The organism is Pseudomonas sp. NC02 (assembly GCF_002874965.1).
Classification (GTDB): Bacteria; Pseudomonadota; Gammaproteobacteria; order Pseudomonadales; family Pseudomonadaceae; genus Aquipseudomonas.
This window is the reverse complement of record NZ_CP025624.1, coordinates 1,105,019-1,129,562: the sequence shown is the minus strand read 5'-3', so window position 1 is coordinate 1,129,562 and position 24,544 is coordinate 1,105,019. Positions and strand designations below refer to the sequence as shown.

Genomic DNA, 24,544 nt, shown 5'->3' with positions numbered 1-24,544 from the left:
GGACCTAACTATCCAACCTGAGCACCGCAAGGAAGGCTTCTTGTGGAATTTCCACGTTACCCACTTGCTTCATGCGTTTTTTACCGGCCTTTTGCTTCTCGAGCAGCTTGCGCTTACGGCTGACGTCGCCGCCATAGCATTTGGCCAGTACGTTCTTTCTGAGTGCCTTGACGGAAGTCCGTGCAATGATCTGCCCGCCAATGGCGGCCTGGATCGCAACGTCGAACATCTGGCGCGGAATCAGTTCTTTCATCTTCTCGGTCAACTGGCGACCTTTGTAGTGCGCGTTGTCCTTGTGCACGATCAGCGCCAGGGCATCTACCTTGTCGCCGTTGATCAGTACATCCAGCTTCACCAGATTAGCTGATTGGTAACGGTCAAAATGGTAATCCAGCGAAGCATAGCCGCGGCTGGTGGATTTGAGACGGTCGAAGAAGTCCAGGACCACTTCGTTCATCGGCAAATCGTAGGTCACTTGCACCTGGGTACCGAGGAACAGCATGTCGTGCTGTACGCCACGCTTTTCGATACACAGGGTAATGACGTTGCCCAGATGCTCTTGCGGCACAAGAATATTGGCCCGCACGATCGGTTCGCGCATGTCTTCGATGGAAGACAGATCCGGAAGCTTGGACGGGTTGTCGACGTAAATCGTTTCACCGGTTTTCAGCGCCAGTTCAAAAATAACCGTCGGCGCGGTGGTGATCAGGTCCAGGTCGTATTCGCGCTCAAGGCGCTCCTGGATGATTTCCATGTGCAGCATGCCCAGGAACCCGCAGCGGAAGCCGAACCCGAGGGCGTCGGAGCTTTCCGGGGTGTACTGCAACGACGAGTCGTTGAGGGTCAGCTTCTGCAGGGCTTCGCGGAAGTCCTCGAAGTCATCGGAGCTGACCGGGAACAGGCCGGCGTAAACCTGCGGCTGGATGCGTTTGAAGCCCGGCAGCACGTCGACGTCAGGGGTGGAGCTCAAGGTCAGGGTGTCACCTACCGGTGCACCGTGGATGTCCTTGATACCGGCGATGATGAAGCCTACTTCGCCGGCTTTCAGATCAGTGGTAGCCGTGTGCTTCGGGTTGAATACACCGACGCTGTCCACCAGGTGGATCTTGCCGGTGGACTTGACCAGGATCTTGTCGCCCTTCTTCACACGGCCGTGGCGTACGCGTACCAGGGAAACAACGCCCAGGTAGTTGTCGAACCAGGAGTCGATGATCAACGCTTGCAGCGGATCTTCGTAGTTGCCGGTGGGAGCCGGAATGGTCTTGACCAGGCGCTCGAGCACTTCGTCGACGCCCAGGCCGGTCTTGGCGCTGCACTCGACGGCGTCGGTGGCGTCAATGCCGATGATCTTCTCGATCTCTTCCTTGACGCGGTCCGGATCGGCCTGTGGCAGGTCGATCTTGTTCAGCACCGGCATCACCTCCAGGCCTTGCTCGATGGCGGTGTAGCAGTTGGCCACGGACTGGGCTTCAACGCCCTGGCCCGCATCCACTACCAGCAACGCACCTTCGCAGGCCGCCAGGGAGCGGCTGACTTCATAGGTGAAGTCGACGTGACCCGGGGTGTCAATGAAGTTGAGCTGGTACTTGATACCGTCTTTGGCGGTGTAGTACAGGGTTACGCTGTGGGCCTTGATGGTGATCCCGCGCTCGCGCTCGAGGTCCATGGAGTCCAGCACCTGGGCTTCCATTTCACGCTCGGCAAGGCCGCCGCACATCTGGATGAATCGATCGGCCAGCGTCGACTTGCCATGGTCAATGTGGGCGATGATGGAGAAATTGCGGATATGACTCAAATCACTCACGGATCAACACTCAAAAAGGCTGCAGGCAGACTGCCCGCTGAAAAATAGCCGGGAATTGTACCTGATGCGCAGACCAGACGTCATCCATGGCGACCAAGAACAAAAATGCCCCGGTCGTTCGAACGGGGCATTTTTGTTCATAAGCGCGGGCTCAACCGGCCCGACGCAACAGCCAGAAGCCGGCCACGGCGCAGATGGCGGTCGGCACCAGCACCGCAAACAGCGGCGAGAAACCGAATACCAGGCTGGACGGCCCCAGCAGGTCCTGGGCGATACGGAAGGTGAAACCCACCAGTACGCCGGTAAACACGCGCTGGCCGAGGGTCACGGAACGCAACGGGCCAAAGATGAACGAGATCGCCATCAGCACCAGCGCAGCCGTCACCACCGGCTGCAACACCTTGACCCAAAACGCCAGCCAGTAACGGCCGTTGTTCAAGCCCTGGTCCTTGAGGTAATGGATATACCCCCACAGGCCGGAGATAGGCAGGCTTTCCGGGATCATCACCACGGTATTCAGCAATTCGGGCTTGAGGGAAATATCCCACTGCTCCGTCGGCACATTGATCACTTCGGTGGTCGATGCCGCACCCTTGCCGATATCACGGAAATAGGTGGTGGTCACATCGCTCAGTTGCCACTTTTCGTCGGCGTACTGTGCACGTTTGGCGAAACTCGACGACAGCAGGTGACGTTCCTTGTCGAAGTGGTAGCGGGTGACACCCACCAGCAAGCCACCCGGCTGCACGGCGTTGATGTGGATAAACTCCTCACCCTGGCGGTGCCACAGGCCATGCTTGGAGCTCTGGGCATCGCCCGAACCCTGGGCCAGGGCACGATTGGCCTGGGCCGTGGACTCGGCTGGAGGCGCCACGTATTCACCGATCAGCACGCTGACCACCATCAGCAACAGCATGGGCTTCATGACCGCCCACACGATGCGACCGATGGAAACACCCGCCGCGCGCATGATGGTCAGCTCGCTGTTGCTGGCCAGGCTGCCCAGGCCGATCAGGCAGCCGATCAGCGCAGCCATCGGCATCATGTCGTACAGGCGACGGGGCGCCGTCAGCGCCACGTAGCTCAGGACGTCGGTAACGGTGTAGGTATCGCTGACGTTGCCGACTTCATCAATGAAGGCGAACAACGAGGCCAGCCCTAGAATAATGCCCAATACCGCAAGGATTGCGACCAGGACGCTGCTACCAATGTAGCGGTCGAGCTTAACCACGGGCCATCTCCTTCACGCTGCGACGACTCCGCATCTTCAACCGCATCGGCTCCCAATAAAGCAGCCCCAGGCCAATGGCCAGGAAGACCCCGTGGACCCACCACAACCCAAGGGCCGGCGGCAGTTTGCCCTTCTCCAGGGAGCCGCGGGCGGAAATCAGGATGGTCAGGTAAGCCATATAAAGCAGGATCGCCGGCAGCAGCTTGAGGAAGCGGCCCTGGCGCGGGTTGACCCGGGACAGCGGCACGGCCATCAAGGTCACGATGAACACCAGCAGCGGCAGGGAAATCCGCCATTGCAGCTCGGCGATCGAACGCAGTTCCTTGCTGCCGATCAGGTCTGGGGTCGGGATCGCGTCGCGGTCGGTGACCTCATCGCTGACATCCGGCCGGGCCAGCATCACGCCATAGGTGTCGTACTTGATTGCGCGGTAATCGGCCTGACCGGGGCTGCCGTCATAGCGATAGCCATCTTCCAGGATCAGGTAACGGCTGCCATCCGGGCGCACTTCCTGGCGCCCCTTGTCGGCCACCAGAATCGAAATACCACGGTCTTTCTGGTTCTGGCCGAGGTTTTTCTGGGAGATGAACACCCCTCCCAGGTTGGCACGGTCATCCGACATTTGCTCGGTATAGGTCACCCGGGTGCCGTCGTTGAGCGCTTGGAAGCGGCCCGGCTCCAGGGTGTCGAATTCGGTCATGGCGTCCTGTTTGTTCAGCACCAGCTGGAACTGCATGGCGCCCTGGGGTGCCAGGCTCAAGCTCAGCCAGGCCACCACCAGCGCGATACCGGTGGCCGGAACCATGGTCATGGCCAGCAAACGTTGCTGGCTCATGCCGGTGGCCGACAACACGGTCATTTCGCTTTCAAGGTACAAGCGGCCGTAGGCCAGCAGAATCCCGAGAAACAGGCCCAATGGCAGGATCAACTGCAGGAAGCCCGGCAGGCGAAAGCCCATGATCAGGAACAGCGAACCCGGATCCAGGGCACCCGAGGCAGCCTGGGCGAGGTATTTGACGAAGCGACCACTCATGATGATGACCAGCAATACCGCACTCACGGCACTCAGGGTCAACAGGACTTCGCGGGATAGATAACGGAAGACGATCAAACCAGACACTCCAGGGTTGTCAGGCTAAGGCGGCCAAACAAGCAAGCATATCGAGTCGACCCATTGCTGCAGGCCGGCTAAAAAGATGGCGCATTATCCTGTGATTGACCGCACCTGTCACGGAGCTTGCTCATACGCGTGCACAAAGCTGCCCGCAAGGGTTGTCAGGCTCGGGCGGCGAGGTTCAAACTGCGGCCTTTGTCGCGGGCGGCCTACAGGCTGCCAAGCTTACAAGCCGGAGTACAGACTCCTGGCTCACTGACCTTTATAAGGGACCCGAAAATGGAACTGGTTGTAAAAAGCGTTAGCCCCGAAACGTTGAAAACCGCCACCCTCGTGGTCGCTGTCGGCGAAGGCCGCAAGCTCGGCGTTGCCGCCAAGCAACTGGACGAACTGAGCGGCGGCGCCATCAGCGCAGTCCTCAAGCGCGGCGACCTGGCCGGCAAGGTCGGCCAAAGCCTGCTGCTGCAAAGCCTGCCTAACCTTAAAGCCGACCGCGTATTGCTGGTGGGCGTTGGTAAAGACGCCGAACTGGGCGACCGTCCGTTCCGCAAGATCATCGCCGGCATCCTCAACACCCTCAAGGGCCTGGGCGGCACCGACGCGGCCCTGGCGCTGGACGAAGTCGTGGTCAAGGGCCGCGACAGCTACGGCAAGACCCGCCTGCTGGCCGAAAGCCTGCTGGACGGCGGCTACGTCTTCGACCAGTTCAAGAGCACCAAGGCCGAACCCCGCGCCCTGAAGAAAGTCACCCTGCTGACCATCAAGGCGGCCCAGGCTGAAGTCGAACGCGCCGTGACCCACGCCCAGGCCATCGCCGGCGGCATGGCGTTCACCCGTGACCTGGGCAACCTGCCACCGAACATCTGCCACCCAACCTACCTGGGCGAGCAAGCCAAGGCGCTGGGCAAGGAATTCAAGGGCCTGAAAGTCGAAGTCCTGGATGAGAAGAAGATCAAGGAACTGGGCATGGGCTCGTTCTATGCCGTGGGCCAGGGCAGCGACCAGCCGCCACGCCTGATCGTGATGCAATACAACGGCGGCAAGAAGTCCGAGAAGCCATTTGCCCTGGTCGGCAAAGGCATCACCTTCGACACCGGCGGCATCAGCCTCAAGCCGGGCCTGGGCATGGACGAGATGAAGTACGACATGGGCGGCGCCGCCAGCGTGTTCGGCACCCTGCGTGCCGTGCTGGAACTCAAGCTGCCGATCAACCTGGTGTGCATCCTGGCCTGCGCCGAGAACATGCCGAGCGGCGGCGCGACCCGTCCGGGCGACATCGTCACCACCCTCAGCGGCCAGACCGTGGAAATCCTCAACACCGACGCCGAAGGCCGCCTGGTGCTGTGCGACGCCCTGACCTACGCCGAGCGCTTCAAGCCGCAAGCCGTGATCGACATCGCCACCCTGACCGGTGCCTGCGTAGTTGCCCTGGGCGCCCACACGTCGGGCCTGCTGGGCAACAGCGACGAACTGATCGGCCAACTGCTCAGCGCCGGCCAGGCTGCAGACGATCGCGCCTGGCAACTGCCGCTGTTCGATGAGTACCAGGAACAGCTGGACAGCCCGTTCGCCGACATCGCCAACATTGGCGGCCCGAAAGCCGGCACCATCACTGCGGCGTGCTTCCTGTCGCGTTTCGCCAAGAACTTCAACTGGGCCCACCTGGACATCGCCGGCACCGCCTGGACCAGCGGCGGCAAGGACAAGGGCGCCACTGGCCGTCCGGTTCCATTGCTGACCCAGTACCTGCTGGACCGCGCCAAAGCCTGAAAATGAAGATCCCCGGGCGCTTGTAAAGCCGCCCGGGGCTCAGGAACCGCAATGACCCAAGTCGACTTCTATATATTGCCCAGCGCCGATCCTTCCGCGCGCCTGGACTTTGCCTGCAAGCTCACCGAAAAAGCCTGGCGCATGGGCCACCGTATCTACCTGCATTGCAGCGATGCCGCCCAGCGTGACGACCTCGACGCCCGCCTGTGGCGCTTCAAGGGCGAAAGCTTCGTGCCCCACGGTGCCGCCGAATCAGAACCGGAAGGCCTGGTGGTACTGGGTTTGGGCGACAGCTGCGGCGATCACACAGACCTGCTGGTCAACCTTGACCTGAAAGTACCGGCCTTCGCCAAGGGTTTCGCCCGCGTGGCGGAAGTGGTGGTGGAAGACCCGGCTATTCGTCAGGCCGCGCGGGAGAGTTTCCGTTTCTACCGCGAACAGGGCTATTCTCTGCAAGATCACCGGCTACAACGACTTTGAGCACACGATGGACACTCCAAACCCGCTAAAAGACTCTGACCACCTGCTGGACGACCTTGAGTCGATCCGCAAGCTGCTCGGTGATGATGACCTGCAACCGCCATTGCTGACCGATGCGGTCAACGGTGACGTACAAATTCCCCTGCTGTTCGATATGGTGGGTGGCAAGCCGGTTACGCCGGAACCTGTCGAAACGCCCGTGGCACAAGCTGCGCCGGCTGCGGCTGTTGCCGTACCTGCCGCCGAAAAAGCCCCCGACGCCCTGCTGCTGCACCTGGACAACGAACTGCGCGCCGCCGCGCAACTGATCATGCAAGACGTGATCGACGATTTTGCCCCGCATATCGAAACCGAGATCAAGCGCCGGCTGGATGCGCGCATGGAACGGTTGTTGAGCCAGTACCAGAACTAAGGCTGACACATATCCCCTGTGGGAGCGGGCTTGCTCGCGAAGGGCGTGAACGATAACGCGTACATCCTGAATGAACGCGCCGCCCTCAGGTTTTTCGCGAGCAAGCTCGCTCCTACCCCTCTCCCCTATCCCCCGTTATACTTGTCGGCTTTCCTGAATTAATGCCAACTAGGGTCCCGCCGCGCATGGATAAGACCTACCAGCCGCACGCTATTGAAACTTCCTGGTACCAGACCTGGGAGTCCGAGAATTATTTCGCTCCGCAAGGCGCGGGCGATGCCTACACCATCATGATTCCGCCACCGAACGTCACTGGCAGCCTGCACATGGGCCATGGCTTCAACAATGCGATCATGGATGCCCTGATTCGTTTCCGCCGCATGCAGGGTCGCAATACCCTATGGCAACCAGGTACAGACCACGCCGGTATCGCCACCCAGATGCTGGTGGAACGCCAACTGGAAGCCACCGGCCAGAACCGTCACGACCTGGGCCGCGAGAAATTCCTCGAGAAAATCTGGGAATGGAAGGATCAGTCCGGCGGCAATATCAGCCGTCAGATCCGTCGCCTGGGCTCGTCCGTCGACTGGAGCCGCGAGCGCTTCACCATGGACGACGGCCTGTCGGAAGCCGTGAAGGAAGCCTTCGTGCGCCTGCATGAAGACGGCCTGATCTATCGCGGCAAGCGCCTGGTCAACTGGGACACCAAGCTGCACACGGCGATTTCCGACCTTGAAGTGGAAAACCACGACGAGAAAGGTTTCCTGTGGAACCTCAAGTACCCGTTGGCTGACGGCGCCAAGACCGCCGAAGGCAATGATTACCTGATCGTCGCCACCACCCGTCCGGAAACCATGCTCGGCGACGCCGCCGTCGCGGTCAACCCGAACGATGAGCGCTACCAGGCGCTGATCGGCAAGTTCGTCGAGCTGCCGCTGGTTGGCCGTCGCATCCCGATTATCGCGGATGACTACTGCGACCCTGAATTCGGCACCGGCTGCGTGAAAATCACCCCGGCCCACGATTTCAACGACTACGAAGTCGGCAAGCGCCACAACCTGCCGCTGCTGAACATCTTCGATAAAAACGCCGCCGTTCTGCCGGCCTGCCAGGTGTTCAACCTCGACGGCACGCTGAACGAGAGCATCGACGGCAAGATCCCGGCTGAATACGCCGGCCTCGACCGTTTTGAGGCGCGCAAGCAGATCGTTGCCGCCTTCGACGCCGCCGGCCTGCTGGTAAGCGTTGACGACCACGGCCTGAAAGTGCCGAAGGGCGACCGCTCCGGCACCATCATCGAGCCCTGGCTGACCGACCAGTGGTACGTGTCCACCAAGCCGCTGGCTGAGCCCGCGATTGCTGCCGTGGAAGACGGCCGCATCGCGTTCGTGCCGAAACAGTACGAAAACATGTACTTCTCGTGGATGCGTGACATCCAGGATTGGTGCATCAGCCGCCAGCTGTGGTGGGGCCACCGGATTCCGGCCTGGTACGACGAGTCGGGCAAGGTCTACGTGGGCCGCGACGAAGCCGAAGTACGTGCCAAGCACAACCTTGGCGCGGACGTGGCGCTGCAACAGGACAACGACGTACTGGACACCTGGTTCAGCTCGGGCCTGTGGACGTTCTCCACCCTCGGCTGGCCGCAACAGACCGAATTCCTGAAGAAATTCCACTCCACCGACGTGCTGGTCACCGGCTTCGACATCATTTTCTTCTGGGTCGCCCGGATGATCATGCTCACCATGCACTTGGTGAAGAACGAAGACGGCACCCCGCAGGTACCGTTCAAGACCGTGTACGTGCACGGCCTGGTGCGTGATGGCCAGGGCCAGAAGATGTCCAAGTCCAAGGGCAACGTCCTGGACCCGCTGGACATCATCGACGGCATCGACCTGGAAACCCTGGTGCAGAAACGCACCTCGGGCCTGATGCAGCCGAAACTGGCGAAGAAGATCGAGAAGCAGACCCGCGACGAGTTCGCAGACGGCATCGCCAGCTACGGCACCGACGCCCTGCGCTTTACCTTCTGCTCGCTGGCGTCCACCGGTCGCGACATCAAGTTCGACATGGGCCGCGTCGAAGGCTATCGCAACTTCTGCAACAAGATCTGGAATGCCGCGCGCTACGTACTGGATAAAGGCGAAGACTGCGGCCAGAACGGCGAGACCATCGAGCTGTCCCTGGCGGACCGCTGGATCATCTCCCAGCTGCAGCGCACCGAAGCCGAAGTGACCCGTCAACTCGACCAGTTCCGCTTCGACCTGGCGGCGCAGGCCCTGTACGAGTTCATCTGGAACCAGTATTGCGACTGGTACCTGGAACTGTCCAAGCCCGTGCTGTGGGACGAGAACTCGCCGATCGAACGTCAGCGCGGCACCCGTCAAACCCTGGTGCGCGTACTGGAAGTGGCGTTGCGCCTGGCGCATCCGTTCATGCCGTTCATCACCGAAGAAATCTGGCAGCGCATCGCGCCGCTGGCGGGCAAAGACGGCAAGACCATCATGCTGCAACCTTGGCCGGTGGCCAACGAAGCCCGCATTGACGAGGCAGCCGAAAGCGATATCGAGTGGCTCAAGACCCTGATGATGGGTACGCGCAACATCCGCGCCGAGATGAATATCGGTCCGGGCAAGCCACTGGCCGTGTTCGTGAAGAACGCCAGCAGCGAAGACCTGCGTCGCCTCACCGAGAACGACGCGCTGCTCAAGAAGCTGGCGAAGCTGGAGTCGATCACCGTATTGGCCGCTGGCGAAGAAGCACCGCTGTCCGCCACCGCACTGGTGGGCGAGATGGAAGTGCTGGTGCCGATGGCCGGCCTGATCGACAAGGGTGCCGAACTGGCGCGCCTGGACAAGGAAATCCTGCGCCTGCAAGGCGAAGTGCAGCGGGTGGGCGGCAAGCTGTCCAACGCGGCGTTCGTCGACAAGGCTCCTGCTGAAGTGATCGAGAAAGAACGCGCCAAACTGGCTGAAGCTGAACAGGCTTTGGGCAAGCTGGCGGAGCAACACGCACGGATTTCCAGCCTGTAAGAGGCTGCCCGTGCGGAAAAAGAGACCTTCGGGTCTCTTTTTTTTGCTTGGAAAAACACCGCTATTTCTCTTTGGAAACCCGACCAATGTGGGAGCTGGCTTGCCTGCGATGGCATCGCCTCGGTCTGGCAGATACACCGAGTCGCCTGCATCGCAGGCAAGCCAGCTCCCACATTTGACCGAGTTCGACCAAGGAATGTGTGACAATACCCGCCACTTTTGAAACAAACGCAGAATCGACGCAGCCCATGACCGCCCCCAGCACACCCAAAGCACCGCGCAAGAAGCCAAAATCCAGTACGCCGGCCAAGCCCGTCGTTCCGCGCAAAGAGGCCACCTTGCACCCACGTAACCGCCACCAGGGCCGTTACGACTTCCAGGCGCTGATCAAGACCACGCCCGAACTGGCGCAATTCGTGATCATCAACCCGTACGGCAAGGAAAGCATCGACTTTGCCAGCCCAGACGCGGTGCGGGTGTTCAACCGGGCGTTGCTCAAGGCGTTCTACGGCATCAATCACTGGGATATCCCGGCTGACTACCTGTGCCCACCGGTACCGGGGCGTGCCGACTACGTGCACTTCCTCGCCGACCTGCTGGCGAGCGTCAACGAAGGCGTGATCCCCCGTGGCGCGCCGGTGAAGGTGCTGGACATCGGCATGGGCGCCAACTGCGTCTATCCGTTGATTGGCTACAGCGAGTACCGCTGGAACTTCCTCGGCTCGGAAGTCGACCCGACCGCCGTGGCCGCCGCCAAGGCGATCGTGCAGTCCAACGGGCTGAACAAGGCCATCCAGCTGCGCCAGCAAACCAACCCCAAGCAGATCCTGCTGGGTTTGCTGGAGCCGGGCGAGCGGTTTGACCTGACCATGTGCAACCCGCCCTTCCACGCGTCCATGGATGAAGCGACCAAGGGCAGCGAACGTAAATGGCGCGCACTGGGCAAGGCTGATCCGAAACGCAAGTTGCCGGTGCTGAACTTCGGTGGCCAGTCGGCGGAGTTGTGGTGTGAAGGCGGTGAAGCGCGGTTCGTGACGCAACTGATCGCTGAAAGCGCGCATTTCCAGCACAAGGTGCTGTGGTTCAGCACGCTGGTGTCGAAAGCGTCGAACTTGCCGGCCATTCAGACAGCGCTGAAAAAGGCCGGTGTGCTGGAAAGCCAGGTGGTAGAGATGTCCCAGGGCCAGAAGCAGAGCCGCTTCGTCGCCTGGACGTTCCAGACCCCGAGCGAGCAACAGGTGTGGCGCCAGCGTTGGGCCCGTAAAGACTGATAAATCGCAGGCAACAAAAAACCGTGCCCGGATCGCTCCGGAGCACGGTTTTTTTTGCTGCGTCTTACTTGTTAACAGCGTCGGTCAGGCCTTTGGCCACAACCAGCTTGATAACTTTCTTGGCAGCGATTTCGATGGCAGCGCCAGTCGAAGGGTTACGGCCAGTACGGGCAGGACGCTCGGTCACTTTCAGTTTGCCAACGCCTGGCAGAGTGATTTCGCCGCCGTTTTCCAGCTGATCAGCAACGATCTGGCTCAGTTGGTCCAGCAGAGCACGCACGGTGGTTTTCGGTGCGTCTACAGCTTCAGCCAGATCAGCGATCAGTTGGTCTTTAGTAATAGCCATTGTGGTGTTCCTTCCCTATCAAATTCATTTGGATTGCAGAGTGCAGTGTCAGCCATCGAGCCCTGCCATCAAGGCCTGGCACCCAAGGGCTATAACCACGAAGATCGGGGTTATAGATACCTGAAACCGGGTTTGGTTCGACCTGACAAATGCTGAATGCACGCTTAACGCCCAGACTGCGCGTAAGACGGGGCAAAACTAGCACAGAGACGGGGAAATATCCGCCTCAACATACCCATTTGGTCAGCTTTATCGCTCTAAACCGTGAAAAAAAGGCATATGGCCCGTCGGATGGCGCTCAAAACGCCCTCCGAACAGCGCCATCCCCAGCGGGTGCGGTACACTGGCGACTTTTTCCGGGAGCCCCACCCCTCCCCTTCAACCAGCCGAGAAGCCCATGCCGATCCGTCATTGCATCGTCCACCTGATCGACAAAAAACCCGACGGCACACCCGCAGTTCTCCACGCCCGCGACTCCGAGCTTGCCGAGTCGGCAGCGATCGAGAACATGCTCGCCGACCTCAACGAGAGCTACAACGCCAAACAAGGCAAGGCCTGGGGCTTTTTCCATGCCGAGTCCGGCGCGCATCCGTTCAGTGGCTGGTTGAAGGAATATTTCGACGGTGGCAAGGATTTCACCGCCTTCAGCCGTATTGCCGTGGAACACCTGCAGAAGCTGATGGAGGAGTCCAACCTCTCCATCGGCGGCCACGTGCTGTTTGCCCACTATCAACAGGGCATGACCGATTACCTGGCGATCGCCCTGCTGCACCACAGCGAAGGCGTGGCCGTGACCGACCAGCTGGACGTGACGCCGTCGCGCCACCTCGACCTTGGCCAACTGCACCTCGCAGCGCGGATCAACGTGTCCGAGTGGCAGAACAACAAGCAGTCCAAGCAATACATCTCCTTTATCAAGGGCAAGAACGGCAAGAAGGTCTCGGAGTACTTCCGCGACTTTATCGGCTGCCAGGAAGGCGTCGACGGTCCGGGCGAAACCCGTACCCTGCTCAAGGCCTTCAGCGACTTCGTTGAAAGCGAGGATCTGCCGGACGAGTCCGCCCGCGAGAAAACCAAGACCCTGGTGGACTACGCCAGCAGCCAGGCCAAGCTCGGCGAGCCGATGGGCCTGGAAGAGCTGTCCGGGTTAATCGATGAAGATCGGCCAAAAGCCTTCTACGATCACATCCGCAACAAGGACTACGGCCTGTCGCCGGAAATCCCGGCGGATAAACGCACCCTCAACCAGTTCCGCCGTTTCACCGGGCGTGCCGAAGGCTTGTCCATCAGCTTTGAAGCGCACCTGCTGGGCGACAAGATCGAATACGACGAAGCCGCCGGCACCTTGATCATCAAGGGCCTGCCGACCCAGTTGACCGACCAGCTCAAGCGTCGCAACTGATGCTGGGCGGGGTTCTGAAGAAAGTCCTGCTGGTGTTGCTGGTGGTGGTGGTTTTCCAGAACTGGGGCAAGATCGAGCGGTTGTTCAACCCCTCCCAGGTGGTGCCGGAGCAGACACGCGCGGCAGCGCGCGTGGTGCTGTATTCCACCGAGTGGTGCGGCTACTGCAAACAGATCCGGCGCTTTCTGGATTCCAAGGGGATTCCCTACCAGGCGTTTGATATCGAGAAGGACGCCCAGGCGCGCAAGGCGTACGAGGCGTTGGGGGGCGGCGGGATTCCGTTTGTGGACGTGAACGGCACGCTGATTCGCGACTACAACCCTGAAGCGATCATGGCGGCGCTGAAGTAACTCACTCTGTAAAATACCGCAGATCAAATGTGGGAGCGGGCTTGCTCGCGAATGCGCTGGTTCAGTCAATACATCTGGCGACTGACCCACCGCTTTCGCGAGCAAGCCCGCTCCCACATTGGGTTTGCGTACGCGTTAGAAATTGGCCTCCAGGGAAACCATCGCCGTACGCTCTTCACCCACGTTGTAATACGCCGAACTGGCCGCCAGGCCATTCACCGGCGCCGAGTTGAACGACACGGTGCGCGCCGAGCTCAAGTATTCCTTATCAAATACATTGAGCATCGAGAAGCGCAGCGCGGCCGACTTGAAGACCTTCTTGTCCACCGGCAGGTAGATACCGGCGTTGAGGTCGAACACGGTGCGCCCGGAGATTTTCTCGTTGTTGGTCAAATCACCGTAGAAGGCCCCGACATACTTGCCGGCAATGTTGCCGTAGTAGCGCTTGTCGTCGTAACCAAACACCAGGTTGAGCATGTTTTCCGGCACGTTGGCCAACTGGTTGCCCTTGGTCGGCAACAACACGTTCTTGCTGACAAAGTCGTCCTGCTGCTCGGACTTGGTATAGGTGTACGACGCGTAGTAGTTGAAGTTGTACGGCAGCAGGCCGCTCCACTCCAACTCCAGGCCTTTGTTGGTCACGTCACCGACGTTGGCCATCACGTAGTCACCGTTCAAGTCGGTGGTCGACAGCTGACGGTCCTTGAAGGTGATGTAGAACAGGGTGGCGCTCAGGGCCATTTTCTCTTCGGTGTAGCGCCAGCCCAGCTCCTGGTTCCAGCTCAGCTCGGGGTTGAGGTTGAGCGAGTCACCCTTGTTGTACAGCACGTAGTTCTGCGGTGTGCGCATGTTGCGAGTGACGTTGTAGAACGCCTGGTTGCTCTCGTCGACCTGGTACTTGGCGCTGAAGTTCGGCAGGAACTGATGGTAGCGGGCGTTACGCTTTTCCGGCTTGTCGTACAGGCTACCGAGGTTGTCGCCGTCACGCTCGACGTACTGGTACGCCAACCCGCCGACAAAGCTCAGGTCTGGCGTGGCTTGCCAGCTGTCCTGCACCCATAGTTTCTGGGCCGGGGTCACGGTGTACTGGTGACGGCCCTGGACGGTCTTGCCGTTCTTGTCGACCACCTGGCCGCCGCTGTTGTAATCACCCCAGATGTCGTCTGGTGCACCTTCGCTGTTGATCCCGATATACGGCTGGGTCTGGCGCTGGCGAGCGCGCTCGTACCAGTAACCGTAATCCAGGCTGTGCTCCTCGTTGATGTCCCATTTCATTTTGACTGTGACGCCAGGGCGCCAGGTTTCGGTCCACGACGGCCGGTAGTAGTTGGCCGACTGGAGGTTACCCAGGTCGTAGTTACCGGCCTTGTCGGATTTCGGCCCCAGGTTGGTCGCGGTCTGGCCGCTGAAACTGCCGCCGTTGCCCCAGTAGTAGTAAGGCGCAACCGTCAGGGCCAGGTCATCACGCAGGCGCCAGCGCTGGGTGAAGGTGGTCATGACACTTTCAAATGGGTTGCGGTTGAGCTTGTAGGAAGACGACAGCAATCCGTTCTTGTAGACCGGCGTTTCCGCGTAATCCAGGCGGCGGCCCTGTTGCTGGAACTGGCTCTTGCTCAGGGTGTTGTAGTTGTAGTTTTCCTGGGTGTTGTACTTCATGGTGAAGTTGCTGGTGTTGCCGTTGTCGTCTTCGAACAGCGTGCTCCACTCCACCTTGTCGCCCCGCAAGGTGCCCTTGCCGCGCCACTTGTCGCCCTCGGTGTGAGAGGCCGACACCCAGGTCTTGAAGCCGCCGAGGTCGCCGGTGTTGATACGGGCGAAGGACTTTGTCAGGTTGTTCGAACCCATGGATTGTTTGACGAACAAGCCTGGCTCTTTGGTCGGCCGGATCGTGACCATGCCGATGTTGCCGCCGCTGGAACCAATGTGCGGGCCGTCCGCTTCCGAGGAGCCCTGGGTGACAAATACTTCGCCGACGTTTTCCGGGTCGCCCAATTGGTTGGCGTAAACACCGTAGCTGCCGGAGTCGTTGATCGGCACGCCGTCCATGGAAACCCCGACCTGGTCGGAGTTCATGCCGCGCATGGTGAAACTGGTGCCGCTCATGCCGCTGGCGTCGTCGTTGGAAACGTTGATGCCCGGGGTGTACTTGAGCTTGTCGATGGCGTTGGCCGTCGGGGACATTTCATCCATGGCTTCCTTGGTCACCGTGGACCGGGCCTTGGCACTTTCTTCCTGAATCATGTGGCCGGTGCCCAGGGTACGTTCGCCGGCGACGTGCACCGAACCGACATCCTGGGAATCGTCTGCCAAAACCAGCGGCGCAAAGCCGCCCAGGCCCGATGCTAAAAGCAGGGCATAGAGTTTGTTGTAGGTCACGAGTAGATCCCTTACATGCATCTATCTGTTGTTATGGGGGAGGTATTGGCGATCTCGGCCGGGTGAACAGCGCCGCCAATCTTCCTGACCACCTGCTCAGGAATCCGAGGATCATCCGTGCATCACGTAACGATTTGGTTACAGGTTTTGGCGATTGCGATGAAGGTTAAATGAAAGGTCCACACACACGGATGTGCCAAGGCATGGGGATTTTCAAGGGAAGGTGGTGCAAGTAATGACAGCGCCACGCCATTGCGGCGTAGCGCTCTGTATCTAGCGCAATACGATCATCCGACCGAGCAGCGAGTGTTGTTCAAACCCCAAGACCGCCTGCAACGCATTGAGCACCGCCTGGGGGTCCTTGCTCGGGAAACTGCCGCTGACACGCCGGGCGCCGAGGTCTTCGTTGAGCAGCAGAATGCGCCCCGGATAGTAGCGGCCGAGGTCTTGCACCACATCGGCCAGCGGCGCCTTGTAGTAGTTGAGCCAACCATCGCGCCAGGCCAGGCGCGACTCGCTGTCGACCGCGTGCAGCTCATCGGCGACACCGTCGGCATAGGCCACTTGCTGGCCGGCCGTCAGAATCTGTTGCTGAGCATACTTCGACGGCGTTACCCCAACCCGACCGGACAACACCGTCACCTGCGCACCTGCCGGTTGCAGGCGCACCTCAAACTGCGTGCCGAGCACCCGTGCTTCGCCGCTGCCGGCCTCGACCACAAAGGATTCGCCAGTGTGGGTCACACTGAAAAAACCGGCGCCACGGCGTAGCTGGATATGGCGCTCGCCATGCTTGAAATCCACTGCGATCGCACTGTCGGCGTCCAGGGTGACCTGGCTTTGATCGGCCAGGGTCACGGTCTTCACCTCACCCGGCGCGGTGACGTAATCCGCGCCGAAGTCATCGACCCAGCGTGACGGCTGCCAGCCGGCGCCCATCGAGATCATCACCAGCAGGCAGGCGGCCATGGCCAGGGCGCCAGACCAGCGCCGCACGCTGGAGCGTTTCGAGGTATTCATCGCGTTCAAGTAACCCTGCAGCGCCAGGGCATCCTCATCCGCCAACGTTCTGGCCGGTACTTCACTCAATTCCCACAGCACCTGGGCCTGGGCGTAGGCTTCCACATGCGCAGGATCGGCCCGCAGCCAACGGCTGAACGTGGCCTGGTCGCCACTGCTGGGTTGGTCATGCAACAGGCTCAACCAGGCCAGTGCGGCCTGTTCCTGGTCGGGCGTCGGGGTGACGCGGGCAGTGGCGTTCACGGGGCTTTCCTTGGCGATGGTTCACGAAGGCTGGCCTTGCAGGCTTCGAGGGCACGCATCATATGTTTTTCCACGGCGCTTTGGGACAGGCCCATGGCCTTGGCGATTTCCGCGTACTTGCGGCCATGGATGCGGTTGAGCAGGAAAATCTGCCGGGTACGTTCCGGCAGGCTGCGCAAGGCTGCTTCAACGTGACGCAGATCATTGCCCGCCTCCAGCGCGGCCTGGGGTTCGCAGCCCTGGTTATCCTGTTGTTCCGGCAGCCAGCCTTCGCTGCTGCGCACCCGGGCGCCTTCGCTGCGCAGGTGGTCGATGGCGATATTGCCGGCGCAGCGCAGCAGGTAGGTGCTGAGCTCCTCGACCTGCACCAGCGGCCGGCGCCAGAAGCGCAGGAACAAATCCTGCACCAGGTCCGCCGCCGTCGCACGGCAGCCCACGCGGCGGCTGACCAGCGCTTCCATCTGCGAGCGCTGGGACAGGAACACCTGCAGGAAATGCGCCCGTCCGCCCGCCGCGTCTGCGTGCTGCTCTGGATGTTCGGGGGGCGTGGTGATCATCAACGGTGGACTCAAAGGGTCGCGAAGGCCGCAACCGGACTGGCCAGCAGGCCGAGGCCCGCCAGGATCAAGGCCAGCCTTGGCCGATACGGCAACAGCAACACCAGCAACAACCCGCTGAGCATCAAGACCGCGCACCACTCCACCAACCCCTGGCTCCACCCGGTCGCGAGCACCGCCGGCCAGATCGAGACAATCAACAGCAGCCAGCCGCCCACGCGCAAACCCAGGCGCCGACGAGGCGAAGGTTTACTGTGCAGCAGTTCGCCATGGTGCCGGTCCATGGACAGGCACAACGCGGTAAACCCTGCGTAACACAGCAATAGCGCCAGGAGCATTCAGTTCACCTCGCCCTTGAGGGTCAATGGCCGGGCACGTTCGGCCTTGGGCTGAGGGACGCGGCGGTGCTGCATTTTCCAGGCAGCCCAGGCGAGGAACACACCGCTGCCCAGGCACGTCAGGTCGAAGCCGGCCATGGCCCAGTCGCCGTTGGCCAGGGACACACCCAAATGCTGGGTCGTGGTCAGCGCGTTGAGCACCGGCACGCCGATAAACAGCAGCGCGCCCACACTCAATTGCTCAACCCAGCCGCGGCGCCCCTGGCGAACAATCGCGTGCACGACGCTCAAGCCCCAGGCAATAAAGAAGGCTTGTACTTCCCAGTCCGAGCGCCCGGCAAAGCTGGCTGGTAACAGGCGGTTGGCCCAGAAGAATGCAGCGATGGCGATCATCAAGCCGGACATGCTGGCGATGTTCAGCACTTCCACCAGCCGCAGCTCAAAGGGCAGCACACCGGTTTTGGTGTGCTTGAGCTGACGCTTGCCCAGCCACATCACCAGCCCGGTGCCGATCATTGCCGTGCCCGCGAGGCCGCAGATGAAATACAGCCAGCGCAATACCGGGCCGGCGAAATGGCCCATGTGCAAACCGTAGAAGCTGCCACCAATCGCCGCCGGCAGCGACTGCTCGCCGCTCACCCGCAACAGTTCGCCGGTAGTGCCGTTGAATGACACGGTGCTGCCAAAGTCATGCACCACTCGATCCGACCCGGCGCGGAACACATTGACCGAGGCGTTTACATCGCTTGGATTATTCACCACCAGCCGTCCGACATGCCCGCCGGCCCATTGCTCGCGCGCCTGCTCGTACATCGGACCCAGTGGCAGCAATTGCCCCGGCTGGCCGAGGGCCGGCGCATTGTCGGTGGCCGGAAACACATCGTTGAAGAACGCACGGGTATCGTTGCCGTAGGAAGCGAGGATGCTCGCCGGCATTACCATGCTCATGAAAATCACCAGGCTGCTGTAGGTGATCATCAAGTGGAACGGCAACACCAGCACGCCCACGGCGTTGTGCCCGTCGAGCCAGGAACGCTGGCCCTTGCGCGGACGGAAGGTGAAGAAGTCCTTGAAGATTTTCTTGTGGGTAATGATCCCGGTGATCAACGCTACGAACATCACCATCGCGGCGATGGTCGACAGCCAGCGCCCCCACGGATAGGGCATTTGCAGCTGGAAGTGGAAACGATAGAAGAATTCGCCGCCCATGCTTTCCCGGGCCTGGACCTGCTGGCCGCTGACGGGATCGAGGAGTTTTTCGACGAAATTGCCGCGCTTGCCCGGGTCGACCTTGTCTTGCCACATCACCGACAGGCCCGGCTCACGGCTGCTCGGCAAGGTGATAAACCAGCGCGCGGCATTGGGCGCCTGTTGTTGCAGATAGGTTTGGGCGGCGGCCAGGCTACGGGCGTCATCGACGGGATGCGCCTGCACTTCGGGCTGCATCCAGTGGGTAATTTCGTCCTTGAAATACGACAGGGTGCCCGTCAGGAAAATCGCAAACAGCAGCCAGCCAAAGATCAGCCCGGCCCAGGTGTGCAACCAGGCCATGGCCTGGCGGAAGCCCTCTTTCATGTGCGCGCCATCCAGTACGCCAACCCGGCGAACGTGGCCATTATCGCGCTGGGCAGCAACACGCCAAACCAGGCGCGCCAGGCCGTGCGACAGGCGAAGCACCAGATGACCGCCAACAGGTAGAACACAAACGAACTCAGCATGCCGCTGATCACCGCATCGGCGCGACTGGTGGGCAGCCACAAGGTCATGCACACGCTGGCCAGGGACGCCAGCAAGTAACCGCCGACCACAGCCGCCAGCACCCGCGAAGTCACGGCAAGACGGTAGGAAACGGGAAGTGATGTTTTGCGTTTCATGCACAGGGCGCCAGGTTCGTCAGCACGCAATATTAATGATAAAGGTTCTCATAAGCAAAAGAGAACGCATCACTGGCAATTGCCGAACCCGCCTGCGCGCCCTACAATGCGAACAATTCTTGTTCTCTAAAGCATGCCCATGCTGCCGGAGTGTGCGCGTTGCAGCCGTCCAACACCGTCGAAGTCCTGTACCACGACCATCACCACTGGCTCACCGGCTGGTTGCGACGCAAGCTCGGCTGCCCGGAAAGCGCCGCCGACCTGGCCCAGGACACCTTCATCCGCGTGCTCACCGCACGGGAAACACCGACGCTGATCGAACCTCGCGCCTTCCTCACCGCCATCGCCAAGCGTGTGCTGTGCAACCATTACCGCCGCCAGGACCTGGAGCGCGCCTACATCGACGCCCTGGCACAAATGCCCGAACACGTGGCGCCGTCGGAGGAAGAGCGGGCAATCATCCTGCAAACCCTGATGGAGCTGGACCAGTTGCTGGATGGCCTGGCGCCCCTGGTCAAACGCGCGTTCCTGCTGTCCCAGCTCGACGGCCTGACCTACGCGCAAATCGGCGCGGAACTGGGGATCTCCATCGCCACGGTCAAGCGCCATCTGAATAAAGCGGCGATGCGCTGCTACTTCGCCCTATGAGTTTCTCAACGCAAGTCGCCGAACAAGCGGTGCACTGGCTGATGGAAATGCAGCAGGGCCCGCTCAACCCACGCAAACAAGCGGCCTGGCAACAGTGGCTGGACGCCCACAGCGAACATCAGCGGGCCTGGGAGCACATCCAGCGAGTGAACCAGCGCTTGCGCGGGATGCCATCACCCCTGGCCCATGCCGCCTTGAATGCACCGAAATCCAACAGTCGTCGTCAGGCCCTGAAGTTGTTGCTGATACTCGGCGCCGGGTCGGCAGCGGCCTGGGGTTTGCGCCAGCAACATATATTGCCGCCGTTGAGTGCCGACTACCGCAGCCCCATCGGCCAACGGCGCAAGTTCCAGCTGGCGGATGGCAGCCAGTTGCAGCTCAACACCGGCAGTGCGGTGGATGTGCATTTTGATGGCCAGCAACGCTTGATCCGCCTGCTCGAAGGCGAAATCCTGCTGACCGCCAAACCCGGCAACGCCCCGCTGCGGGTCATCACTTCCCAGGGCCTGCTCAGCGCCCAGGCCGCGCGGCTGAACGTGCGGCAATTCAACGATCACACACAACTGGCGGTGTTTGATGGGCACGTTGACGTGATGCCCAACACCTATAGCGGTTTGCCGTTGTCGGTGGAGAAAGCCCATCAGGTCAATTTCACCCGCAAAGGCTGGGATACCGCCCGCCCCACCGACGCCGGCAGCGGCGCCTGGGCCGACGGCATGCTGGTGGCGGCCCACATGCGCCTGGAAGATTTCCTCGCCGAATTGAGCCGTTATCGCCGTGGCCAGCTCAATTGCGACCCGCAGGTGGCCAACCTGCTGATTTCCGGCAGCTACCCGCTGGACGACAGCGAACGAATCCTGGACCTGCTGCAAGTCAGCCTGCCGGTCAGGGTCCGGCGGTTTACCCGCTACTGGGTCACTGTCGAAGCCCGTGCCTGAAATATTTTCAAACCCCGTGAGCCGTTTTCCGCACCTCGCGTGACAGAGAAGGAAAGCCACCTTGATCCTTCCTTCTCAGGACCGCACTTCATGCCCCAGCAACCGACTCGCCTGACGCCACTCGCCCGCACCCTGCGCCACTTGTTGCTGGGGGCCAGCCTCAGTTTCAGCACCGTTCCCTACGTAATGGCGGCCGACGCCAAGCCCTACCGCATCGCCCCTACGTCACTGGAAGCGTCGCTGAATCAATTTGGCCGGGAAGCCGGCGTGCTGATTTCATTTGGCTCGGACGTGACCGCCGGCGTGCAAAGCCACGGCCTGTCGGGCAACTACACCGCTGAAGAAGGCTTGAATGCGTTGCTCAAAGGCACCGGCCTGCAAGCCCGTGCCGAGGGCAACAACGCCTTCAGCCTGCAACCGGCGAATGCTCCGGCCACCCTCGAATTGGGCACCTCCAACGTGGTCGGCGACTGGCTGGGGGACGCGGCGCAAACCAACGTCTTCGAGCACCCTGGCGCCCGGGACGTGATCCGCCGCGAAGAATTCGAACGCCAGGGCGCCACCCAGGCCCGCGACGTGCTCAACCGCATTCCCGGGGTCAACGCCCCGGAAAACAACGGCACCGGCAGCCACGACATGGCGCTGAACTTCGGCATTCGCGGGCTCAACCCACGCCTGGCCTCGCGCTCCACGGTCTTGATGGACGGCATCCCGGTGCCGTTCGCGCCGTATGGCCAGCCGCAGTTGTCGTTCGCGCCCATCAGCATGGGCAACATGGATGCCGTGGACGTGGTACGCGGCGGCGGCGCAGTGCGTTATGGCCCGCAGAACGTCGGCGGCATCGTCAACTTCGTCACGCGCGCGATTCCCGATGCGCCAACGGTGAAAGGCGGCCTGCAAACCGAAACCAGCCCGTCTTCCAGCCACGATGGCTTCAAGACCACCGGCAACCTGCTGGCCGGCGGCACGGCGGACAACGGCCTGGGCGGCGCGATCCTGTATTCCGGCACCCGTGGTGGTGATTGGCGCGAGAACAGCGACACCCGCATCGACGACCTGATCCTCAAGGGCAAATACCAGCTGGACGACGCCAACAGCTTCAACGCCATGGCGCAGTACTACGAAGGCAAGGCGGATATGCCCGGTGGTTTGAGCACTGCGGCCTACAAGGCCGACCCGTATCAGTCCACCCGCCCCTACGACCAGTTCTGGGGCCGGCGTACCATGTTCAACGCGGGCTATCGCTACCAGGAAGATCGCCGGGAATTCACGGTCAACAGCTTCTTCACCACCACCCTGCGCAGCGGTTACCTGGACCAGGGCAACTTCCTCTCCCTGTCGCCCCGCGAGTATTGGGTACGCGGCCTGGAAACCCGTTTCGCCCAAGGCTTCGACCTCGGCCCAACCAGCCACGAAGTCGGCGTGGGCTACCGCTACATCAACGAGGCCGGCCACGAACTGCGCTACCGCACGCCGATTTCCGCCAATCAGCAACTGCCGACCACCGACAGCCGCAACGACCGCGACACCCGGGGCAGCACCGAAGCCAATGCGTTCTTCGTCGACGACCGGATTGATATCGGCAAATGGACCATCACCCCGGGCATCCGCTACGAGATGATCGAGTCCCAGCAGACCAACAACCTCAGCAACGTCAAATACAAGGGTGACTACAACACCGCCCTGCCGGCGTTGAACGTGCTCTACCACCTGACGGACGACTGGAACCTCTATGCCAACACCGAAGGGTCGTTCGGCAGCGTGCAGTACAGCCAGATGCCCAACCGTGTGACCAGTGGCGAAGTGAAGCCGGAAAAAGCCCGCACCTGGGAACTCGGCACACGCTATGACAACGGCACCCTGCGGGCCGAAATCGGTGCGTTCCTGATCAACTTCGACAACCAGTACGACAGCAACCAGACCAACGACACCGTGATCGCCCGCGGCGAAACCCGCCATCAGGGCATCGAGTCCAGCATCAACTACGCCCTCGACGGCTTGAGCCCGGCGCTCGCCGGTTTTGATGTGTACGCCACCTACGCCTACATCGACGCCACCATCCGCGAAGACGGCCCGAACAAAGGCAACCGCGTACCCTTCTCCTCCAAGCACAAGGGCACGCTGGGTGTGGGTTACACCGAAGGTCGCTGGAAGTTGAACGTGGACAGCAGCTACCAGAGCAGCCAGTTTGCCGACAACGCCAACACTGAAGCAGAAAGTGCTGATGGCAGCACCGGACGCATTCCTGGCTACATGCTGTTCAGCAGCCGCGCGGCGTACGACTTTGGCCCGCAGCTGTCGGATTTGAACGTGGCGGTGGGTGTGAAAAACATCTTCAACAAGCAGTACTACACCCGCTCGTTTGACGATAACAACAAGGGCAAATACGTCGGCGAGCCGCGCACGCTGTATGTGCAGACGTCCATCGCGTTCTGATCAGCTACCCGCCAGGCACGAAGGTGTGCCGGCCACCAACGCGTCGATGGCGCACCGGGTCTTGGCCGGCATGTGCGTCGCCGTGGGCCAGATGACATGGATCGGCATCGGTTGCTCGCGGTGGCCCGGCAGTACCGCCTGCAGTTGCCCGCGCAACACGTAGTGGGCGATCAGCCAACTGGGCAACCAGGCCAGGCCGACCCCGGCGATGGCGGCATCGGCCACGGCCTGCAGGTCATCGAGGATCAACGGCGAGGCGACTCGCTCGCGGTGCGGGGCATTGCTGCGATAGGCAATGCCCCGGTGCCCGGCCAGGTCGTCGATGGAGTCAATCCGAGGTGTGCGCTGCAAGTACGCGGGTGACGCCGCCAAGGCAATCGCCTGTTCCCCCAGGCGGCGGGCGCTCAGGCGGTCGGTGTCAGGCAGCGCGCCAATGCGTACCGCCAGATCGAAGCCTTCCTGGGCCAGGTCGATCAGTCGGTCGGAGAAGGAAATTTCAATCTCCAGTTGCGGAAAACGGTCCATCAGCCCCCACAACGCCGGCGCCGCATAGTGATGACCGAACGCCAAAGGCAAGCTGGCCCTTAACCGTCCACGTGGCTGCTGACGGCCACTTTCCAGCACGGATTCGGCGGCTTCCAGTTCCGCCAGCGCACGCAGGCAATGCTCGTAATAGGCCTGCCCGTCCTCGGTCAAACGCTGACGCCGGGTGGAGCGTTGCAACAGCGACGTCCCCAACCGCGCCTCCAGCCGCGCCAGGCCTTTGCCCACCGCCGAGCGCGTGAGGTTCAGCCGTTCGGCGGCCTCCGTCAGATTGCCGCTCTCGACGATCTGCAAAAACAGTTCAACACCATCAAAACGCGGAGTGGCCATGGTCGTTTGTCGCCCTATATTCCCTTATC

The 24,544-nt window shown here is 61.3% G+C and carries 21 protein-coding genes; 10 read left to right on the top strand and 11 right to left on the bottom strand.

Annotation, left to right across the window (positions count from 1 at the left end):
- Positions 1–4: 4 nt before the first annotated feature.
- From lepA to lptF, 3 genes are all read right to left on the bottom strand, one after another.
- Complete coding sequence (gene lepA, locus C0058_RS05135; protein ID WP_003210439.1) at positions 5–1,804, bottom strand: translation elongation factor 4; 1,800 nt, start codon at positions 1,802–1,804, stop codon at positions 5–7.
- A 151-nt stretch (positions 1,805–1,955) separates the two neighbouring features.
- On the bottom strand, positions 1,956–3,035 hold the full coding sequence (lptG, locus tag C0058_RS05130) for an LPS export ABC transporter permease LptG (RefSeq protein ID WP_003210440.1): 1,080 nt from the start codon (positions 3,033–3,035) through the stop codon (positions 1,956–1,958).
- Entirely contained in the window at positions 3,028–4,146 is a 1,119-nt protein-coding gene (lptF, locus tag C0058_RS05125; RefSeq protein ID WP_003210442.1) for an LPS export ABC transporter permease LptF, read from the bottom strand. Before lptF ends, lptG begins: the two co-directional genes overlap by 8 nt.
- Positions 4,147–4,428: 282 nt before the next feature.
- Between lptF and C0058_RS05120 the strand changes: the two genes are divergently transcribed.
- The 5 genes from C0058_RS05120 to rlmF all read left to right on the top strand — a co-directional run bounded on the left by C0058_RS05120 (position 4,429) and on the right by rlmF (position 11,114).
- The gene (locus C0058_RS05120) at positions 4,429–5,919 is read left to right on the top strand and encodes a leucyl aminopeptidase (RefSeq protein ID WP_003210444.1); all 1,491 of its coding nucleotides are present in this window, start codon (positions 4,429–4,431) and stop codon (positions 5,917–5,919) included.
- Between the two features lie 51 nt (positions 5,920–5,970).
- The gene (locus C0058_RS05115) at positions 5,971–6,399 is read left to right on the top strand and encodes a DNA polymerase III subunit chi (RefSeq protein ID WP_003210446.1); all 429 of its coding nucleotides are present in this window, start codon (positions 5,971–5,973) and stop codon (positions 6,397–6,399) included.
- Between the two features lie 7 nt (positions 6,400–6,406).
- Entirely contained in the window at positions 6,407–6,811 is a 405-nt protein-coding gene (locus C0058_RS05110; protein ID WP_102368159.1) for a DNA polymerase III subunit chi, read from the top strand.
- Positions 6,812–6,996: 185 nt separating this feature from the next.
- On the top strand, positions 6,997–9,843 hold the full coding sequence (locus C0058_RS05105; RefSeq protein WP_102368158.1) for a valine--tRNA ligase: 2,847 nt from the start codon (positions 6,997–6,999) through the stop codon (positions 9,841–9,843).
- Between the two features lie 248 nt (positions 9,844–10,091).
- Positions 10,092–11,114, top strand: coding sequence for a 23S rRNA (adenine(1618)-N(6))-methyltransferase RlmF (rlmF, locus tag C0058_RS05100; protein WP_003212741.1), 1,023 nt, complete (start codon positions 10,092–10,094; stop codon positions 11,112–11,114).
- A gap of 64 nt (positions 11,115–11,178) precedes the next feature.
- On the opposite strand, the gene C0058_RS05095 is transcribed toward rlmF, so the two are convergent.
- On the bottom strand, positions 11,179–11,460 hold the full coding sequence (locus C0058_RS05095; protein ID WP_003212743.1) for an HU family DNA-binding protein: 282 nt from the start codon (positions 11,458–11,460) through the stop codon (positions 11,179–11,181).
- 397 nt (positions 11,461–11,857) lie between these two features.
- Here C0058_RS05095 and yejK point away from each other — a divergent pair, with 397 nt between their 5' ends.
- The gene (yejK, locus tag C0058_RS05090) at positions 11,858–12,862 is read left to right on the top strand and encodes a nucleoid-associated protein YejK (protein ID WP_102368157.1); all 1,005 of its coding nucleotides are present in this window, start codon (positions 11,858–11,860) and stop codon (positions 12,860–12,862) included.
- A complete protein-coding gene (locus tag C0058_RS05085; protein ID WP_003212747.1) occupies positions 12,862–13,212 on the top strand; it encodes a glutaredoxin family protein in 351 nt (116 codons plus the stop codon). The genes yejK and C0058_RS05085 overlap by 1 nt, the downstream gene beginning before the upstream one ends.
- A 135-nt stretch (positions 13,213–13,347) precedes the next feature.
- Here C0058_RS05085 and C0058_RS05080 read toward each other — a convergent pair whose 3' ends face one another.
- From C0058_RS05080 to C0058_RS05055, 6 genes are all read right to left on the bottom strand, one after another.
- A complete protein-coding gene (locus C0058_RS05080) occupies positions 13,348–15,588 on the bottom strand; it encodes a TonB-dependent receptor (protein ID WP_102368156.1) in 2,241 nt (746 codons plus the stop codon).
- Between the two features lie 273 nt (positions 15,589–15,861).
- Positions 15,862–16,851, bottom strand: a complete 990-nt coding sequence (locus tag C0058_RS05075; protein WP_003212751.1) for a FecR family protein — start codon at positions 16,849–16,851, stop codon at positions 15,862–15,864.
- Positions 16,848–17,408: an RNA polymerase sigma factor gene (locus C0058_RS05070; protein ID WP_003212753.1), complete on the bottom strand. Its 561-nt coding sequence runs from the start codon at positions 17,406–17,408 to the stop codon at positions 16,848–16,850. The genes C0058_RS05075 and C0058_RS05070 overlap by 4 nt, the downstream gene beginning before the upstream one ends.
- 11 nt (positions 17,409–17,419) lie before the next feature.
- Positions 17,420–17,746, bottom strand: coding sequence for a DUF3325 domain-containing protein (locus tag C0058_RS05065; RefSeq protein ID WP_003212755.1), 327 nt, complete (start codon positions 17,744–17,746; stop codon positions 17,420–17,422).
- On the bottom strand, positions 17,747–19,321 hold the full coding sequence (locus C0058_RS05060; protein ID WP_102368155.1) for a PepSY domain-containing protein: 1,575 nt from the start codon (positions 19,319–19,321) through the stop codon (positions 17,747–17,749).
- Positions 19,318–19,620 (bottom strand): DUF3649 domain-containing protein, encoded by a 303-nt coding sequence (locus C0058_RS05055; protein WP_003212759.1) that lies wholly within the window; start codon positions 19,618–19,620, stop codon positions 19,318–19,320. Before C0058_RS05055 ends, C0058_RS05060 begins: the two co-directional genes overlap by 4 nt.
- 159 nt (positions 19,621–19,779) lie before the next feature.
- Between C0058_RS05055 and C0058_RS05050 the strand changes: the two genes are divergently transcribed.
- From C0058_RS05050 to fecA, 3 genes are all read left to right on the top strand, one after another.
- On the top strand, positions 19,780–20,268 hold the full coding sequence (locus C0058_RS05050; protein WP_102368154.1) for a sigma-70 family RNA polymerase sigma factor: 489 nt from the start codon (positions 19,780–19,782) through the stop codon (positions 20,266–20,268).
- A complete protein-coding gene (locus C0058_RS05045; RefSeq protein ID WP_087695174.1) occupies positions 20,265–21,206 on the top strand; it encodes a FecR domain-containing protein in 942 nt (313 codons plus the stop codon). Before C0058_RS05050 ends, C0058_RS05045 begins: the two co-directional genes overlap by 4 nt.
- Positions 21,207–21,296: 90 nt before the next feature.
- Complete coding sequence (gene fecA, locus C0058_RS05040) at positions 21,297–23,642, top strand: TonB-dependent Fe(3+) dicitrate receptor FecA (RefSeq protein WP_102368153.1); 2,346 nt, start codon at positions 21,297–21,299, stop codon at positions 23,640–23,642.
- On the opposite strand, the gene C0058_RS05035 is transcribed toward fecA, so the two are convergent.
- Positions 23,643–24,515: a LysR family transcriptional regulator gene (locus C0058_RS05035; protein WP_008438547.1), complete on the bottom strand. Its 873-nt coding sequence runs from the start codon at positions 24,513–24,515 to the stop codon at positions 23,643–23,645.
- Between the last annotated feature and the right edge of the window lie 29 nt (positions 24,516–24,544).

Bases quoted from the DNA above. Each gene is read 5' to 3' on its own strand.
- C0058_RS05120 (WP_003210444.1), top strand. From the start codon at position 4,429: ATGGAACTGGTTGTAAAAAGCGTTAGCCCCGAAACGTTGAAAACCGCC.
- C0058_RS05115 (WP_003210446.1), top strand. From the start codon at position 5,971: ATGACCCAAGTCGACTTCTATATATTGCCCAGCGCCGATCCTTCCGCG.
- C0058_RS05110 (WP_102368159.1), top strand. From the start codon at position 6,407: ATGGACACTCCAAACCCGCTAAAAGACTCTGACCACCTGCTGGACGAC.
- C0058_RS05105 (WP_102368158.1), top strand. From the start codon at position 6,997: ATGGATAAGACCTACCAGCCGCACGCTATTGAAACTTCCTGGTACCAG.
- rlmF (WP_003212741.1), top strand. From the start codon at position 10,092: ATGACCGCCCCCAGCACACCCAAAGCACCGCGCAAGAAGCCAAAATCC.
- C0058_RS05095 (WP_003212743.1), bottom strand. From the start codon at position 11,460: ATGGCTATTACTAAAGACCAACTGATCGCTGATCTGGCTGAAGCTGTA.
- yejK (WP_102368157.1), top strand. From the start codon at position 11,858: ATGCCGATCCGTCATTGCATCGTCCACCTGATCGACAAAAAACCCGAC.
- C0058_RS05085 (WP_003212747.1), top strand. From the start codon at position 12,862: ATGCTGGGCGGGGTTCTGAAGAAAGTCCTGCTGGTGTTGCTGGTGGTG.
- C0058_RS05070 (WP_003212753.1), bottom strand. From the start codon at position 17,408: ATGATCACCACGCCCCCCGAACATCCAGAGCAGCACGCAGACGCGGCG.
- C0058_RS05065 (WP_003212755.1), bottom strand. From the start codon at position 17,746: ATGCTCCTGGCGCTATTGCTGTGTTACGCAGGGTTTACCGCGTTGTGC.
- C0058_RS05060 (WP_102368155.1), bottom strand. From the start codon at position 19,321: ATGAAAGAGGGCTTCCGCCAGGCCATGGCCTGGTTGCACACCTGGGCC.
- C0058_RS05055 (WP_003212759.1), bottom strand. From the start codon at position 19,620: ATGAAACGCAAAACATCACTTCCCGTTTCCTACCGTCTTGCCGTGACT.
- C0058_RS05045 (WP_087695174.1), top strand. From the start codon at position 20,265: ATGAGTTTCTCAACGCAAGTCGCCGAACAAGCGGTGCACTGGCTGATG.
- fecA (WP_102368153.1), top strand. From the start codon at position 21,297: ATGCCCCAGCAACCGACTCGCCTGACGCCACTCGCCCGCACCCTGCGC.
- C0058_RS05035 (WP_008438547.1), bottom strand. From the start codon at position 24,515: ATGGCCACTCCGCGTTTTGATGGTGTTGAACTGTTTTTGCAGATCGTC.